Origin of the sequence: Pleomorphomonas koreensis DSM 23070, from assembly GCF_000425185.1 — a bacterium.
In the GTDB taxonomy this organism is placed as follows: domain Bacteria; phylum Pseudomonadota; class Alphaproteobacteria; order Rhizobiales; family Pleomorphomonadaceae; genus Pleomorphomonas; species Pleomorphomonas koreensis.
Genome location: NZ_AULH01000007.1, coordinates 34,172 through 49,309, shown reverse-complemented (window position 1 = coordinate 49,309; position 15,138 = coordinate 34,172). Strand labels below are relative to the sequence as shown.

Genomic DNA, 15,138 nt, shown 5'->3' with positions numbered 1-15,138 from the left:
TGGGGTTTTCATGAGGCAGAGTTTCGTTCGTGTGGCCGCCTTGCTCGCTCTCCTCGGAGGCGCCGTCGCCCTTGGCGGCTGTTCGTCCAAGGAGCCGCTGGAGCCCTTCGTCGAAATCCCGGCGGAGCAGTCCTACAACGCCGGCATCGCCTATCTGCAGCAGGGCGACTACAAGAACGCCACCAAGAAATTTGCCGAGGTCGACGAGCAGCACCCCTATTCGGAGTGGGCCCGCAAGTCCCTCATCATGACCACCTACACCAACTACACGCGCGGCAACTTCACCGAGGCCATCACCCAGGCCAAGCGCTACCTGGCGCTCTATCCCGGCTCGGAAGACGCCGCCTATGCCCAGTGGATGATCGCCCAGTCCTATTTCAACCAGATGCCGGACATCACCCGCGACCAGAAGGCGACGCAGCAGGCCATGCAGGCCATGCAGGAGCTGGTCGACCGTTACCCCGACAGCCAGTATGCCGCCGAGGGCCGCAAGCGCCTCGACATCGCCCGCGACCAGCTGGCCGGCAAGGAGATGGAAGTCGGCCGCTACTATCTGGCCCGTCGCCAGTACATCGGCGCCATCAACCGCTTCAAGACGGTGGTGCAGGAGTACCAGACGACGCGCCACATCGAGGAAGCGCTGGAACGCCTGACCGAAGCCTACTACGCCATGGGCATCGTCGACGAGGCGCAGACCGCCGCTGCCGTGCTCGGCCACAACTATCCTGACAGCCGCTGGTACAAGGATGCCTATAAGCTCCTCAACACCAACGGCCTCGAGCCGCGCGAAAACAGCCAGTCCTGGATCTCCAAGGCATTCAAGGCCGCCCTGCTCTGACGGAAAGCCATGCTTCAGACGCTCGCAATCCGCGACATCGTGCTGATCGAGCGGCTTGAGATCGCCTTCTCCGACGGTCTGACCGTGCTGACCGGCGAGACCGGCGCCGGCAAGTCCATCCTGCTCGACGCGCTGTCGCTCGCCCTCGGCGGGCGCGGCGACGCCGGTCTCGTCCGGCACGGCGCCGACCAGGGCCAGATCACCGCCGTCTTCGATCTGCCGGCCGGCCACCCGGCGCGGCGGCTGCTCGCCGACAACGCCATCGACGACGATGGCGAGCTGATCGTCCGCCGCGTCCAGACCGCCGACGGCCGTACCCGCGCCTTCGTCAACGACCAGGCGGTATCCGCCAACCTGCTGCGCCAGCTCGGCGCGGCGCTGGTCGAGATTCACGGCCAGCACGATGACCGGGCGCTGGTCGATCCGGCCATCCATCGCGGCCTGATCGACGCCTTCGGCGGCCTCGAAGCCGAGGTGAAGGCGGTTGCAGTTGCCCACCGTGCCTGGCGCGACGCCGAGAAGGCGCTGGCCGACCTCGAACGCCGCATCGCCGACGCCCGCCGCGAGGGCGACTACCTGCGCGCCTCCGTCGAGGAGTTGCAGAAGCTCGCTCCCGAGCCGGGCGAGGAGACGGCGCTCGCCGAGCGCCGGCAGGCGATGATGCGCGCCGAGAAGGTGGCCGTCGACCTGCGCGAGGCCCACGACTATCTCAACGGCTCGGGATCGCCGGTGCCGGAGCTGTCCGGCCTGATGCGCCGCCTCGAACGCAAGGGCGAGGTGGCGGTGCTGGCCGGCCCGGCCCTGCAATCGATCTCCACGGCGCTCGACGCGCTGGAAGACGCCCGCACCGTCTTCGAAGCGGCGCTGCGCGCCGCCGACTTCGACCCGGCCGAACTGGAACGCACCGAGGAGCGGCTGTTCGCCATCCGCGCCGCCGCCCGCAAATACTCGGTGCCGCCCGACGAGCTGGGAGCGCTTTCCGCCCGCATGGCCACCGACCTCGCCGACCTCGACGCCGGCGAGGACCGGCTCCACGCGCTGGCCGGCGCGGCCGCAACGGCGCGAAACGATTACGACCGGCTGGCCCTGAAGCTGTCGGCGGCGCGCGAGAAGGCGGCCCGCCAGCTTGAAGACGCCGTCGGTGCCGAACTGCCGGCCCTTAAGCTCGAGCGCGCCCGTTTCATCGTCAACCAGCTGGCCGATCCGGAGACGCGTACCGCCGACGGCATCGACACGCTGGAATTCTGGGTGCAGACCAACCCCGGCACCCGGCCGGGGCCGATGATGAAGGTGGCCTCGGGCGGCGAACTCAGCCGCTTCCTGCTGGCGCTCAAGGTGTCGCTGGCCGACAAGGGCTCGGCCTCGACTCTTGTTTTCGACGAGATCGACACCGGCGTCGGCGGCGCCGTGGCCGAGGCGATCGGCACCCGCCTCGCCCGGCTTTCCCGCAAGGTGCAGGTGCTCTCCGTCACCCATGCGCCGCAGGTGGCCGCCCGCGCCGATCATCATTTCCTGATCGCCAAGGACAGCGTCGACGACGGCGCCCGCGTCGCCACCTCGGTGGCGCAACTGCCCGCCGGACACCGCCGCGAGGAGATCGCCCGCATGCTGGCCGGCAGCCGCATCACCGAGGAAGCCCGCGCCGCCGCCGAGCGTCTGCTGAAGGGGCATTGAGCACCAACGGCGTTTCGGAAGGAGCAAGCCGGATGCTGATCCGCTCCGCCGATGTCACGGATGCCGAAGCGGCCGCCTCGGTTCCCAGACGGTCCATCCGGGAACTGTGCGCCCTCGATCATGGCGGGGACGAGAAAGCGCTCGGCCAGTGGCTCGGCAACAAGACGCCGGGCCATGTGCGGTCGTGGATCGAGGCCCCGGACGGGCGCATCGTGGTGGCCGAACAGGGCGGTGTCATTCTCGGTGTCGGAGGAGCTTCCCGCGGCGGCGTGATCACCCTGAACTATGTGGCGCCGGAGGCCCGCTTCAAAGGCGTCAGCAAGGCAATCCTCGCGTCGCTCGAAGCCTGTCTTCGCGACCTGGGATGCGCCCAAAGCAGGCTGACCAGCACCCGCACCGCCCATGCCTTCTACCTGGCGGCCGGGTATGAGGATGCCGGCCAGCCCGAATTCTGGGGAAAGCTGTCCGGCCAGCCCATGAAGAAGTCCCTGCAAGGACCAGACGCGCTCGCCAAGGTCGTGTCCGGCGCTTGCCGCCTCCTCGGGCGGATGCCATAAATCCGCTCCGAACATCCCGCTCGGAGTCCCGCCATGCCCTCGTCCGCCACCGCCCTCATCGTCGTCGACGTCCAGAACGACTTCTGCCCCGGTGGCCCGCTGGCGGTCGGCGGCGGCGCCGAGGTGGTGCCGGTGATCAATGCGCTGGTGCCCCGCTACGAGCAGGTGGTGGTCACCCAGGACTGGCACCCCAAGGGGCACGCTTCCTTCGCCTCCGCCCATCACGACCGCGAGCCCTTCGACACCACCGAGATGCCCTACGGCACGCAGGTGCTGTGGCCAGACCATTGCGTGCAGGGCACGCCCGGCGCCGAGCTGCATCCGGACCTCCGCGTCACCCCGGCCCAACTGATCATCCGCAAGGGCTGGCACGCCGGCGTCGACAGCTACTCCGCCTTCCGCGAAGCCGACCGCACGACGCTGACCGGCCTCGCCGGCTACCTTCGCGAGCGTGGCGTCGAGGAGGTACACGTCGTCGGCCTCGCCACCGACTATTGCGTCGCCTGGACCGCCCTCGACGCCGCCGACGCCGGCTTCCGCGTCGCGGTAATCGAGGACGCCTGCCGCGCCATCGACCTGCGCGGTTCGCTGAAGCGCGCCTGGGCCGATCTCGCCGCCGCCGGCGTGACGCGCACCACCGGCGACCGCATCCTTTAGGATTATTGCGGTCTGTTCCGGCGAAATTGGCGGATATTGCGCTTTTCGGGTGGACAGCGTCCGCAAATTAGGTCATAAACACTGACCTATAAAGGTCAGTATTAATGACCTAAAGGAAGGCTGAACCATGACAACCTCGCCCCTTGCCGACGTCCGCGCCGGGCTGATCGCCGTCTTTCCGCCCGTTGTCGCCGTCGTGCCCTTCGCGCTCATCCTCGGCCAGCAGGCGACGGCCAAGGGCCTCTCCCCCGCCGAGATGCTGGCCATGTCGTCGATCGTCTTCGCCGGCTCGTCGCAGCTGATCGCCGTCGGCCTGTGGAGCCAGCCGGCGCCGATCGCCGCGCTGGCGCTGATGGCGCTGCTGGTCAATCTCCGCCATGTGCTGATGGGCGCCTCGCTGTCGGGCAAGATCGCCCATTTCGGCCGCCTCCGGCCGCTGGCCGCCTTCCTGCTCACCGACGAGGCCTGGGCGCTCAGCGAGCGCCGCGCCATCGACCAGCCGATCAGCCGCGCCTTCTATTTCACCGTGGCGCTGACGCTGTTCGGCTTCTGGCAGGTCGCCTCGGTGCTGGGCACCCTGCTGGGCGCCCACCTCGAACACCCGGAGGCGCTGGGGCTCGACTTCGCCTTCCCGGCCATCTTCATCGCCCTGGCGCTCGGCTTCTGGAAGGGCGCCCGCCGTACCGGCCCGGTGCTGGCGGCCAGCGCCACCGTCGCCGTCATCGTCCACGCCACCGTGCCCGGCGCCTGGTACGTCATCGCCGGCGCGCTGGCCGGCATCGTCGCCGCCGTGCTCGCGGCGCCCCGCGCCACGCCGGCCGCTGCCGAGGAGGCGACGCCGTGACCATCGATCCCGTCAATCTCGCCGCCATCCTGGCGATGGGCATCGTCACCTATCTCACGCGCATCGCCGGCTTCCTGATCGCCGACCGGCTGCCGAAGTCCGGCCCGGTGCGCGTCGCGCTCGACGCGCTGCCGCCCGCCGTGCTGGTGGCCGTCGTCGCGCCGATCGTCCTGTCCGGGCCGATCGAGGCCGTCGCCGGCCTCGCGACGCTGCTCCTCGCCTTCCGCCTGCCGCTGATCGGCGTGGTGGTGGTGGGCGTCGGCCTCGTCGCCCTGCTGCGGCTGGCTTTCGGCTGAGGCGCCGGACCGGTTGGTGGCATCCCGGTTCCGGGACATGTGATGCGACAACGAAAGCCCGGATCGTCCCACTGCCTCCGTCAGGGCGCTGGGCGATCCGGGGTCACGGCCTTGCCAGCGCCCGGCAGGATTCGCGGACGATCAGCCGGCCCTGGACGACCAGCCGGCGCGGCGCCTCGTCGGCCTGGCCGAACAGGCGGTCGAGCAGCAGGTTGGCAGCATATTCGCCGATGGCCTGCACCGGCTGGGCAATCGTGGTCAGGTGCGGGCGGAACACGTCGGCCCAGGGGAAGTCGTCGAAGCAGGCGACCGATATGTCGTCGGGGCAGGAAAGGCCGGCGTCGCGGATGGCCCGCATGGTGCCAATGGTCATCAGGTTGTTGGCCGAGAAGATGGCGCTCGGCCGGTCCCGCTGGGTGAGAAGCTGCATCGCGGCGCGGTAGCCGCCCGCCTCGCGGGAATCGCCGCCTTGAACCAGCTCCTCGACATAGGGAACCCCTGCTTCCGTCAGAGCGTCGCGGTAACCGGACAGGCGATCGCGGCCGGTCGAGGTGATCAGCGGGCCCGCGATATAGCCGATGCGGCGATGCCCCAGGCCGACGAGGTAGCTCGTCGCGTCCAGCACGGCCTTGCGGTTGTCAAGCGTAACGGTATCGGCGTCCAGCCCCTCGCACGTGCGGTCGATGATCACCATCGGCCGGCGCACCGAGGCCAGGAAATCCTTCAGCATGACATCCTCGCCGGCCGGCGCGATGATCAGGCCGTCAACGGCGCGATCGAGCAGCAGCTTGATCTGCATGTCCTGCAACGCGGTGTCTTCATCGCTGCTGCACACCATGACGGCGTAGCCGACCCGGTTGAGGGCATACTGGATGGTCGCCACGATGTCGGCGAAGAACGGATTGCGGATGTCGGTCACCAAAAGCCCGATCGTTTTGGTGGCGCCGAGCTTCAGGCTGCGCGCGATGGCGTTGCGCTCGTACCCGATGGCGGAAATGGCCGCTTCGATGCGCTGCGTCAGCGCGGGACTGACCCTGGTGGTACCATTGATCAGCGCCGAGACGGTGGCGACCGACACCTGCGCGGCCCTTGCTACGTCGAGCATGGTCGGCGCCCTTGACTTCCCATTGGTCCTGGTTGGTATCGAAGCCATTTCTCTAAACGTTTCATACCTTTTTCTAGCTTGAGTTTGGCTTTTTCCGCTCAATAATGCAACAAAATTGAGCAAACGACCGGTACGGAAGGCTGACTTATCACAAAGGATGGTGGCTCCTTCTAAACGTTTAGACTAGCATTCAGGACGTTGTGACGAGGCGGAAGGGAGGCCGCCGACATCATGAGCGCCATACTTGTCCCCTGGGTTGCGGCGAGCAGTCCGGTCGGCATTGGTCGGCATGCGGTTGCTTGCGCCGTTCCGGTGATCAGCTATTCCATGCGGTCTGCCGCGTCAGCTTCGCCTGGCCGGGCACCGCGGCAAGCCCCCTCCCCCACGAAAGACCTGGCCGGATATTTGCGGCCGAGACCTGATCGATAGGGGAAGGCGGGATGAGCTACCTGGTCCGGATGACGGGCATCGACAAGCACTTTCCCGGCGTTCACGCGCTGCGGGACGCCCGATTCGAGCTTCAGCCGGGGGAAGTGCATGCCCTGATGGGAGAAAACGGTGCCGGCAAGTCGACGCTGATGAAGGTGCTGGCCGGCATCTATCAGCCCGATGCCGGCAAGATCGAGGTCGCCGGCGAGGAGGTTACCGTCGCCGGGCCGCGCGCCGCCCAGGCGCTCGGCATCGGCATCATCCATCAGGAACTGTCCCTGATGAAAGACCTGACCGTAGCCCAGAACATCATGATCGGCCGCGAGCCGCGCAAGTCGTTCGGCCGCCTCGACGAAGGCGAGCTGAACCGGCGGGCGGCGGCGGCGCTGGCCTCGATCCACATGAACATCGATCCGCGCACTCTGGTGTCCGGGCTGACCATTGCCCGCCAGCAGATGATCGAAATCGCCAAGGCGCTTTCCAACCGGTCGCGCATCCTGATCATGGACGAGCCGACCGCCGCGCTGACCGACTCGGAAATTGCCGAGCTGTTCGCCATCATCCGCGTGCTCAAGTCCGAGGGCGTGGGCATCGTCTACATCTCGCACAAGATGGACGAGCTGAAGCGCATCGCCGACCGGGTGACCGTCATGCGCGACGGCGAGTTCGTCGGCACCGTCGGCGCCGCCGAGACGCCGGTGTCGACCATCATCTCGATGATGGTGGGGCGGGCGCTGACCGACGAGGCCGTCAGGGTTCCCGACCTCACGCATGCGCCGACGGCGCTGGAGGTTCGCAATCTGTCGCGCGGCCGCGCCATCAGGAACGTCAGCTTCACCCTGCGGCGGGGCGAGATCCTCGGCTTTGCCGGCCTGATGGGCGCCGGCCGCACCGAAGTGGCGCGCGCCATCTTCGGCGCCGATCCGCGCGACAGCGGCGAGATCATCGTCGATGGCCAGCCGCGCAATATCCGCTCGCCACGGGAGGCCGTGCACGCCGGGATCGGCTACCTGTCCGAGGACCGGAAGAATTTCGGCCTGGCGCTCGGCATGGACGTGCGTGCCAACATCGGCATGGCGACGCTGAAGCGCTACTCCGACGGCCTTGGCCGGATCGATGAGAAGGGGCTGGCCGTCGCCGCCCGGAAATACGTCGCCTCGCTGGCGATCCGCACGCCGTCCGACCGTCAGGAGGTGCGTCTCCTGTCGGGCGGCAACCAGCAGAAGGTGGTCGTCGCCAAGTGGCTGCTGCGCGACTGCGACGTGCTGATCTTCGACGAACCGACCCGCGGCATCGACGTCGGCGCCAAGGCGGAGATCTACCGCCTGCTGGCCTCGCTCGCCGAACAGGGCAAGGCGCTGATCGTCATCAGCTCCGAGCTGCCGGAAATCCTCCGCGTCTCCCACCGCATCGCAGTGATGTGCGAAGGCCGCCTGACCGGCATCCTGCCCGGCGGCGCAGCGACCAGCCAGGAAGATATCATGCACCTTGCCACTCAGCGCGACACGACCTCGAAGGAACACGCAGCATGAGCGTCAACGCGATCAAACCCGGATGGGACGCGGGACTGAAATCATCGGGCGCCTACCAGAAGCTCCTGGCCTTCGCGAGCCTGGTGGCGCTGATCGTCGTCTTCAGCCTGGCCTCGCCCAATTTCCTGCAGACATCCAACATCATCGCCATCCTGCAGGCGACCAGCGTCAACGGCGTGCTGGCGATCGGCGCGACGCTGGTCATCATCACCGGCGGCATCGATCTCTCGGTGGGAACGCTGATGACCTTCTGCGCGGTGATCGCCGGCGTGGTTCTCACCTATTGGGGGCTGCCGCTGCCGTTCGGCATCGTGGCGGCCATCGCCGCCGGCGCGGTCTGCGGCCTGATTTCCGGCACGCTGGTCGCCAAGATGCGGATTCCGCCCTTCATCGCCACGCTCGGCATGATGCTGATCCTCAAGGGGCTGTCACTGGTCATCTCCGGCACCAAGCCGATCTACTTCAACGGCACGCCGAGCTTTCCGACCATTTCCACCGGTTCGCTGATCGGCGCCGTCGTGCCGGGGCTGCCGATCCCCAACGGTGTGCTCATCCTGTTTCTGGTGGCCGGAGCGGTGTCCTACGTCCTGAGCCGCACGGTGCTCGGCCGCTACTGCTTCGCGCTGGGTTCCAATGAGGAAGCCGTACGCCTGTCCGGCGTCAACACCGACGGCTGGAAGATGGCGATCTACGCGCTGACCGGCGCCATCTGCGGCATCGCCGGCCTGTTGATTGCCTCGCGGCTCAATTCCGCCCAGCCGGCGCTCGGCCAAGGCTACGAACTCGACGCCATCGCTGCCGTGGTTATCGGCGGCACGTCGCTGTCGGGCGGCCGCGGCACCATCCTCGGCACCATCATCGGCGCGCTGATCATGTCGGTGCTGCTCAACGGCCTGCGCATCCTGTCGGTCGCCCAGGAGTGGCAGACGGTGCTCACCGGGTCGATCATCATCGTCGCCGTCTACGCCGACATGATGCGCCGCCGCGGCAATTGACGACCTTCGCCCGAGGAGGGGCGCAACGACAAGAGAGTAGGAGAATACTCCGCAGTTCGGCTGTCCATACGAACAACATCAGGAGGAAAACATGTTCACCAGACGTCACGTGCTCGGCGCCATCGGCGCCACGGCCATTCTCGCCACCTCTGCGGGCTTCGCCCAGGCCCAGGACAAATTGTACATCCCGCTCATCTCCAAGGGCTTCCAGCACCAGTTCTGGCAGGCGGTCAAGGCCGGCGCCGACAAGGCGGCGGCCGAGTTGGGCGTCAACGTCACCTTCGAGGGGCCTGACAACGAGACCATGGTCGACAAGCAGATCGACATGCTCGCCGCCGCGCTCGCCAAGCACCCGGCCGCCCTGGGCTTCGCGGCGCTCGACAGCCAGGCGGCCATCCCGCTGCTCAAGCAGGCGCAGGACGCCAAGATTCCGGTGATCGCCTTCGACTCCGGCGTCGACAGCGATATCCCGCTGGCCACCGCCTCCACCAACAACCTCGCCGCCGCGGCGCTCGCCGCCGACAAGATGGCCGGGCTGATCGGCAACAAGGGCAAGGTGGCGGTGGTCGTGCACGACCAGACGTCCCGCACCGGCATCGATCGCCGCGACGGCTTCGTCAACCGGATCAAGGAAGCCTATCCGGACATCGAGATCGTCTCGATCCAGTACGGCGCCGGCGACCAGTTGCAGTCGACCGAAATCACCAAGTCGATCCTGCAGGCCAATCCCGATCTGAAGGGGATCTTCGGCGCCAACGAAGGGTCGGCCATCGGCGTCGTCAACGGCGTCCGTGAATCCGGGCGTACCGACGTCGTCATCATCGGTTACGATTCCGGCGCCGCCCAGAAGCAGGCGATCCGCGACGGCATCATGGCCGGGGCGATCACCCAGAACCCGATCGGCATCGGCTACGAGACCGTCAAGGCGGCCGTCGCCGCGGTCAAGGGCGAGGCCGTGCCCAAGACCATCGACACCGGCTTCTACTATTACGACAAGTCCAACATGGACACGCCGGAAATCTCCGCCGTTCTCTACGACTGAGCGCATCCGCATGAAAAGCAGCAGGCCCGCGAAGTCGCCTTCGCGGGCCTGTTGGTTTCAGTTGAGGACCAGGATCACTTGCGGCGCAGGAAGGCCGGGATCTCCATGTCGTCGTCGGCGGCGCGCGGCGCCGGCTGCGGCGCCAGCCGGCCCTGCGGGTCGAGGCGACCGGCGGCGCCCTGCGGCGCCGGAGCGGCCGGACGCTGCTTGACGAACTCGCTGGCCGCCGACGGCCGCACGGCCGGCTGCGGCTGGGCGGCGCGCGGCGCCTCGGGCTGCGCCTCGTCCTCGCGCCGGCCGAGGCCGACCGTGGCGAGACGGCGCAAGAGGCCGAGCGGACGCCGCTCGCCCTCGTGGTCTTCCGGGTGCACCTGCACCGAGGCGGCCTGCCGCTGGGCGATCGGCGGGAACTCCTCGATCGACGGCACGCGGCTCCTCTGCACGGCGGCCGACGGACGCTCGGCGACCGGCGGCACGTAGGGCTGATGCACCGGCGCCGGCTCGGCGGCGCGCGACGGCTGCGGCTGGGCAACCGGCTCCTCGTAGTGGGTCATCGCCGGCTCGTAGGGTTCGATCGACACCCGCGGATCCTGCGGCGTCACGGCGCGCATCGGTTCCGGCTCGTAGGCCGCCTCCGGCAGCGACAGCGCCGCCTCGATGGCCTCGACGGAGGAGACCTGCGCGGCTGCGGCGGCGGCCTGGGCGTAGTTCGGAACCGGCGCGGGCGCCGGGGCGATCGACGCGGCCGGCATGGCCTCGCGGATCACCGCCGGGCGCACGGCCGGCTGGTTAAAAGGCTGCCGCACCTCCTGTGCCGCCACAGCGGCCGCCGAGGTGGTCACCTGAACCGGCCGGGGAGCGGCACGGCCAATGGCGTCGGCGCTGGAATTGCGCACCACGGCTTCCTGGCGGACCAGCTCGGGCTCGATGCCGGTGGCCACCACGGAGACGCGGATCATGCCTTCCATCGTGTCGTCGAAGGTGGCGCCGAGGATGATGTTGGCTTCCTGATCGACTTCCTCGCGGATGCGGGTCGCCGCCTCGTCCACCTCGAACAGGGTGAGATCCTTGCCGCCGGTGATCGAGATCAGGAGGCCCTGGGCGCCCTGCATCGACACCTCGTCGAGGAGCGGATTGGCGATCGCCGCCTCGGCCGCCTGGATGGCGCGCTTCTCGCCGGAGGCCTCGCCGGTGCCCATCATCGCCTTGCCCATGCCGCGCATGATCGAGCGGACGTCGGCGAAGTCGAGGTTGATCAGGCCCTCCTTGACCATCAGGTCGGTGATGCAGGCGACGCCCGAGTAGAGCACCTGGTCGGCCATGGCGAAGGCGTCGGCGAAGGTGGTCCGCTCGTTGGCGATGCGGAACAGGTTCTGGTTGGGGATGCAGATCAGCGTGTCGACCGACGCCTGCAATTCCTTGATGCCGGCGTCGGCGATCTTCATCCGCCGGGCGCCCTCGAACTGGAACGGCTTGGTGGTGACGCCGACGGTGAGGATACCGTGCTCGCGGGCGGCGCGGGCGATCACCGGCGCCGCGCCGGTGCCGGTGCCACCGCCCATGCCGCAGGTGATGAACACCATGTGGCTGCCGGCGAGATGGTCGTTGATCTCGTCGATCACTTCCTCGGCGGCGGCGCGGCCGACTTCCGGCTGCGAGCCGGCGCCGAGGCCCTCGGTGACCGCCACGCCCATCTGGATGATGCGCTCGGCCCGCGAGGACGCCAGAGCCTGCGCATCCGTGTTCGCCACGACGAACTCGACGCCCTGCAGGCCGGACTGGATCATGTTGTTGACGGCGTTGCCGCCGGCGCCGCCGACGCCGAAGACGGTGATCCTCGGCTTGAGCTCCGTGAGGTCGGGCATCTTAAGGTTAATCGTCATGGTTGCCTCGTCATTCTGCAAGCGGCTCTCGCCGATACGTCCTCTGTCCTCAGATCAGCGGCCGCCGCTGCAACCGCACTCGACTTTACGCCTGTTACGCACCGATCCGGCCCGCCGCCGGATCGGAAACCTTCCTAGAAACTCTCCCGGAACCACGCCCCCATGCGGGAGACGAAGCCACCGTTGGCGGCCAGCGCCATTGATTTGCGCCGCCCGGAAAACTGCTCGATCTGCGCCACCTGCGGGTAGATCATCAGCCCCACCGCCGTGGCGAAGGCCGCCCCGCGCGCCGCTTCCGGCAGCCCGGCGATGCCGACCGGCCGGCCGAGCCGCACGTTGCGGCCGAGCACCTTGCGCGCCAGCTCCGGCAGGCCGGTGAGCTGGCTGGCGCCGCCGGTCAGCACGACGCGGCGGCCAACCCGGCCGGCGAAACCGGAAGCGTGCAGGCGGTCGCGCACCACCTCCAGCGTCTCCTCGACGCGCGGCCGGATGATCTCCACCAGTTGAGCGCGCGTCACCTGATGGGCGACGTCGTCGTCACCGACCGGCTCGACGGTGACCATGTCGCGCTCGTCGCTGTCGGTGGCGATCACCGAACCGTAGAGCGCCTTGATGCGCTCGGCATCGACCAGCCGCGCCGACAGCGCCCGCGCCAGATCCATGGTGACGTGATGGCCGCCGAGGCCGAAGGCGTCGACGTGGACGCACTGGCCGTCGGCAAAGACGGAAATCTTGGTGGTGCCGCCGCCGATGTCGACGCAGGCGACGCCCATCTGCGTTTCGTCGTCGACCAGCGTCGACAGGCCGGAGGCGTAGGGCGTCGCCACCATGGTCTCGACTTCGAGATGCGCCCGGTTGACGGATATCTCGAGGTTGCGGAGCGGCACGGCATCGGCCGAGACGAGATGGGTGTCGACCGACAGCGCCGAGCCGATCATGCCGCGCGGGTCGCGGATGCCGCGGTCGCTGTCGAGCGCGTAGCCGATCGGCAGCGCGTGGACGACGGTGCGGCCGTCCTTCACCTTGTAGGAGGAACCGATCTCCAGCACCCGCTGGATGTCGTTCTCGGTGACCTCCGAGCCGGACAGGTCGTACTTGACCGAGAAGGTCTCCGAGCCGAGCCGGCCGCAGCTGAGCGACACGATCAGCGATTCGACGGTCAGGCCGGCCATGCGCTCGGCCGCGTCGACGGCGAGGCGGATGGCCTTCTCGGCCTGGTCGAGATCGACCACCGCGCCGGCCTTGATGCCGCGCGAGCGCTGGTAGCCGAAGCCCAGCACCTCGATCAGATGGGTGCGGCCGGGCAGCACGTCGCCGATGGGGCGCGGCGTCAGCCGGGCGATGACGCAGCAGATCTTCGAGGTGCCGACGTCGAGCACCGACACGATGACCGGCCGCTTGGGCGGCAGCGGCCGCATGCGCTGGATACGGGAATCGGAGGCGTGGGTCATGCGTCCTGCTCCCGCTTCTTGAGGGCCTTGTTGCGCGCCGACACCAGCTCGTCGCGGGCCTTGCGCGCGTCGTCGCTGAGGCGGACCACCAGCCGGTCGGCCAGCCGGAGGTCGACGACGGTGATGTCGCGATCGAGCAGGCCCGACGCCTTGTCGGTCTCCTCCAGCTCGGCTACCGCCTTCTGCGGGTTGGTCTCCGGCAGCATCACCTGCACGCCGTTGTCGAGGAACAGGTCCCAGCGCCGGTTCGACACCAGCATCGAGGCGCGTACCTTCTTCTGCAGCTCCGGCACGTCGTCGAGCAGCGAGGTGATTTCGGCGACGCGCTGCTCGGCGCCAGCGCCGACCACGCGCGGCAGGCGGGCGTAGCGGGTTTCCAGCCGGTCGGTGATCACCTTGCCGGCGCTGTCCACCACCACCACCGGCGCGTCGATCGACGGCTGCCACAGGGCGGCCGGCAAGCGCTCCTCGATGATGACGCGCAGCGTGCCCGGATAGAGCTTCATCACCGACACGTCCTGAACCCAGGGGATGGATTGCAGGCGCTCGCGGGCGGCGGCGGCATCGTAGAAGAACAGCGACTGGCCCGAGTGGATCGACAGCGTATCGAGCACGTCGCCCTCGTCGATCTCGCGCTGGCCGGTGATGCGAACGGCGGAAATGCGGAAGCCCAGCTCGGCGGTGGTGTCGTTCATGACCTCGACGGTACGGCCCGACAGCACCATGCCGTAGGCGCCCCAGGCGAGGAGATAGGCGGTGGCCATGGCAAGGCCGGCACCGCGCGGCAGCGCCGCGATCAGGCCGGCCGGCCGCCAGACGGGCTTGCGACGCAGGCGCGAAACACCGCGACGGCCGAAGAGGAAGAACCTCCGCTGCCCCGCCGGCTTCGCCATGCCTGTCGTCATCGCCTGCAACTTGCGTCCTCCACCATCCAACTGACCAGCTCGCCGAAGCCGATGCCCGCATGGGCGGCCATCTCCGGCACGAGCGAGGTCGCGGTCATTCCCGGTTGCGTATTCACTTCGAGGCAGACGACAGGCCCGGTGCCGTCGCCCTTGTCGTCGAAGCGGAAATCGGCCCGGCTGACGCCGCGGCAGCCAAGCGACCGGTGCGCTTCGAGGGCCAATGTTTGAATATTTTGGTAAATAAACGGTGAAAGCCGGGCCGGAAGTACATGTTTTGAACCGCCCGGCCGATACTTGGCGTCATAGTCGTAGAAGGCTTCGCCCTGCGGCAGCACCTCGATGACGTCGAGGGCGCGATCGCCCATCACGCCGCAGGTAAGTTCCCGTCCCGGAACGTATTTTTCCACCATCACCATATCGCCGAACCGCCAGTCGGGACGGCCCAGTTCCTGCGGCGGACGGGCAGCGCCGGCCGGCACGATGATCACGCCGAAGCTCGATCCCTCGGCCGGCGGTTTCACCACGTAAGGAGGCTCCAGCACGTGCTCGTTAACCACTTCCAGCCGGTCGACCAGCCTGTGCTCGGCCACCGGGATGCCGGCCGCCTTCATCACGTGCTTGGCTTTCGGCTTGTTCATGGCCAGCGCCGAGGCAAGCACGCCCGAATGGGTGTAGGGAATGTCCATCACCTCAAGGATGCCCTGGATGGTGCCGTCCTCGCCGTAGATGCCGTGCAGGGCGTTGAAGCAGACGTCGGGACGCAGCTCGTCGAGCACGGCGGCGATGGTCCGGTCGACGTCGACGCGAGTGACGCGGTAGCCGCGCGCCTCCAGCGCGTCGGCGCAGGCCTTGCCGGAGTTGAGGCTGACCGGCCGCTCGGACGACCAGCCGCCCATCAATACCGCTACATGCTTGGCCATCGCGTTTTCC

Annotated in this window: 14 protein-coding genes; 9 read left to right on the top strand and 5 right to left on the bottom strand. The window is 68.1% G+C overall.

Translation table 11 applies throughout. From position 1 onward, the window contains the following. Positions 1 to 10: 10 nt before the first annotated feature. From H512_RS0105400 to H512_RS0105375, 6 genes are all read left to right on the top strand, one after another. A complete protein-coding gene (locus H512_RS0105400) occupies positions 11 to 838 on the top strand; it encodes an outer membrane protein assembly factor BamD (RefSeq protein ID WP_036790197.1) in 828 nt (275 codons plus the stop codon). Between the two features lie 9 nt (positions 839 to 847). Further along, positions 848 to 2,512 carry a DNA repair protein RecN gene (recN, locus tag H512_RS0105395; protein WP_026782601.1) on the top strand — a complete coding sequence of 555 codons (1,665 nt, stop codon included), beginning with the start codon at positions 848 to 850 and terminating at the stop codon, positions 2,510 to 2,512. Between the two features lie 32 nt (positions 2,513 to 2,544). Beyond that, positions 2,545 to 3,069, top strand: coding sequence for a GNAT family N-acetyltransferase (locus tag H512_RS22630; RefSeq protein WP_084798316.1), 525 nt, complete (start codon positions 2,545 to 2,547; stop codon positions 3,067 to 3,069). 33 nt (positions 3,070 to 3,102) lie between these two features. Continuing rightward, the gene (gene pncA / locus H512_RS0105385) at positions 3,103 to 3,726 is read left to right on the top strand and encodes a bifunctional nicotinamidase/pyrazinamidase (RefSeq protein ID WP_026782600.1); all 624 of its coding nucleotides are present in this window, start codon (positions 3,103 to 3,105) and stop codon (positions 3,724 to 3,726) included. A gap of 127 nt (positions 3,727 to 3,853) precedes the next feature. Next, the gene (locus tag H512_RS22625; protein ID WP_053239588.1) at positions 3,854 to 4,570 is read left to right on the top strand and encodes an AzlC family ABC transporter permease; all 717 of its coding nucleotides are present in this window, start codon (positions 3,854 to 3,856) and stop codon (positions 4,568 to 4,570) included. After that, entirely contained in the window at positions 4,567 to 4,866 is a 300-nt protein-coding gene (locus H512_RS0105375; RefSeq protein ID WP_026782599.1) for an AzlD family protein, read from the top strand. The genes H512_RS22625 and H512_RS0105375 overlap by 4 nt, the downstream gene beginning before the upstream one ends. Positions 4,867 to 4,969: 103 nt before the next feature. On the opposite strand, the gene H512_RS0105370 is transcribed toward H512_RS0105375, so the two are convergent. After that, on the bottom strand, positions 4,970 to 5,971 hold the full coding sequence (locus H512_RS0105370; protein WP_026782598.1) for a LacI family DNA-binding transcriptional regulator: 1,002 nt from the start codon (positions 5,969 to 5,971) through the stop codon (positions 4,970 to 4,972). A 440-nt stretch (positions 5,972 to 6,411) separates the two neighbouring features. On the opposite strand from H512_RS0105370, the gene H512_RS0105365 reads away from it, so the two are divergent. From H512_RS0105365 to H512_RS0105355, 3 genes are all read left to right on the top strand, one after another. Next, positions 6,412 to 7,932: a sugar ABC transporter ATP-binding protein gene (locus H512_RS0105365; RefSeq protein WP_026782597.1), complete on the top strand. Its 1,521-nt coding sequence runs from the start codon at positions 6,412 to 6,414 to the stop codon at positions 7,930 to 7,932. Then, on the top strand, positions 7,929 to 8,927 hold the full coding sequence (locus H512_RS0105360) for an ABC transporter permease (RefSeq protein ID WP_053239587.1): 999 nt from the start codon (positions 7,929 to 7,931) through the stop codon (positions 8,925 to 8,927). The genes H512_RS0105365 and H512_RS0105360 overlap by 4 nt, the downstream gene beginning before the upstream one ends. 91 nt (positions 8,928 to 9,018) lie before the next feature. Next, positions 9,019 to 9,969, top strand: coding sequence for an ABC transporter substrate-binding protein (locus tag H512_RS0105355; protein ID WP_026782595.1), 951 nt, complete (start codon positions 9,019 to 9,021; stop codon positions 9,967 to 9,969). Positions 9,970 to 10,043: 74 nt separating this feature from the next. On the opposite strand, the gene ftsZ is transcribed toward H512_RS0105355, so the two are convergent. The 4 genes from ftsZ to H512_RS0105335 form a co-directional block, all read right to left on the bottom strand. After that, on the bottom strand, positions 10,044 to 11,852 hold the full coding sequence (gene ftsZ, locus H512_RS0105350; RefSeq protein ID WP_026782594.1) for a cell division protein FtsZ: 1,809 nt from the start codon (positions 11,850 to 11,852) through the stop codon (positions 10,044 to 10,046). Positions 11,853 to 11,986: 134 nt separating this feature from the next. Further along, entirely contained in the window at positions 11,987 to 13,303 is a 1,317-nt protein-coding gene (ftsA, locus tag H512_RS0105345; protein WP_026782593.1) for a cell division protein FtsA, read from the bottom strand. Further along, a complete protein-coding gene (locus H512_RS22620; RefSeq protein WP_053239586.1) occupies positions 13,300 to 14,196 on the bottom strand; it encodes a cell division protein FtsQ/DivIB in 897 nt (298 codons plus the stop codon). Before H512_RS22620 ends, ftsA begins: the two co-directional genes overlap by 4 nt. Before the next feature lie 8 nt (positions 14,197 to 14,204). Further along, positions 14,205 to 15,128, bottom strand: a complete 924-nt coding sequence (locus tag H512_RS0105335; RefSeq protein WP_026782592.1) for a D-alanine--D-alanine ligase — start codon at positions 15,126 to 15,128, stop codon at positions 14,205 to 14,207. Between the last annotated feature and the right edge of the window lie 10 nt (positions 15,129 to 15,138).

What these genes read in the sequence shown, in the direction of transcription:
- ftsZ (WP_026782594.1), bottom strand. Translation starts at nt 11,852, where the DNA reads ATGACGATTAACCTTAAGATGCCCGACCTCACGGAGCTCAAGCCGAGG.
- H512_RS0105355 (WP_026782595.1), top strand. Translation starts at nt 9,019, where the DNA reads ATGTTCACCAGACGTCACGTGCTCGGCGCCATCGGCGCCACGGCCATT.
- H512_RS0105335 (WP_026782592.1), bottom strand. Translation starts at nt 15,128, where the DNA reads ATGGCCAAGCATGTAGCGGTATTGATGGGCGGCTGGTCGTCCGAGCGG.
- H512_RS0105360 (WP_053239587.1), top strand. Translation starts at nt 7,929, where the DNA reads ATGAGCGTCAACGCGATCAAACCCGGATGGGACGCGGGACTGAAATCA.
- ftsA (WP_026782593.1), bottom strand. Translation starts at nt 13,303, where the DNA reads ATGACCCACGCCTCCGATTCCCGTATCCAGCGCATGCGGCCGCTGCCG.
- H512_RS0105370 (WP_026782598.1), bottom strand. Translation starts at nt 5,971, where the DNA reads ATGCTCGACGTAGCAAGGGCCGCGCAGGTGTCGGTCGCCACCGTCTCG.
- H512_RS22620 (WP_053239586.1), bottom strand. Translation starts at nt 14,196, where the DNA reads ATGGCGAAGCCGGCGGGGCAGCGGAGGTTCTTCCTCTTCGGCCGTCGC.
- recN (WP_026782601.1), top strand. Translation starts at nt 848, where the DNA reads ATGCTTCAGACGCTCGCAATCCGCGACATCGTGCTGATCGAGCGGCTT.
- pncA (WP_026782600.1), top strand. Translation starts at nt 3,103, where the DNA reads ATGCCCTCGTCCGCCACCGCCCTCATCGTCGTCGACGTCCAGAACGAC.
- H512_RS0105400 (WP_036790197.1), top strand. Translation starts at nt 11, where the DNA reads ATGAGGCAGAGTTTCGTTCGTGTGGCCGCCTTGCTCGCTCTCCTCGGA.
- H512_RS0105365 (WP_026782597.1), top strand. Translation starts at nt 6,412, where the DNA reads ATGAGCTACCTGGTCCGGATGACGGGCATCGACAAGCACTTTCCCGGC.
- H512_RS22630 (WP_084798316.1), top strand. Translation starts at nt 2,545, where the DNA reads ATGCTGATCCGCTCCGCCGATGTCACGGATGCCGAAGCGGCCGCCTCG.
- H512_RS22625 (WP_053239588.1), top strand. Translation starts at nt 3,854, where the DNA reads ATGACAACCTCGCCCCTTGCCGACGTCCGCGCCGGGCTGATCGCCGTC.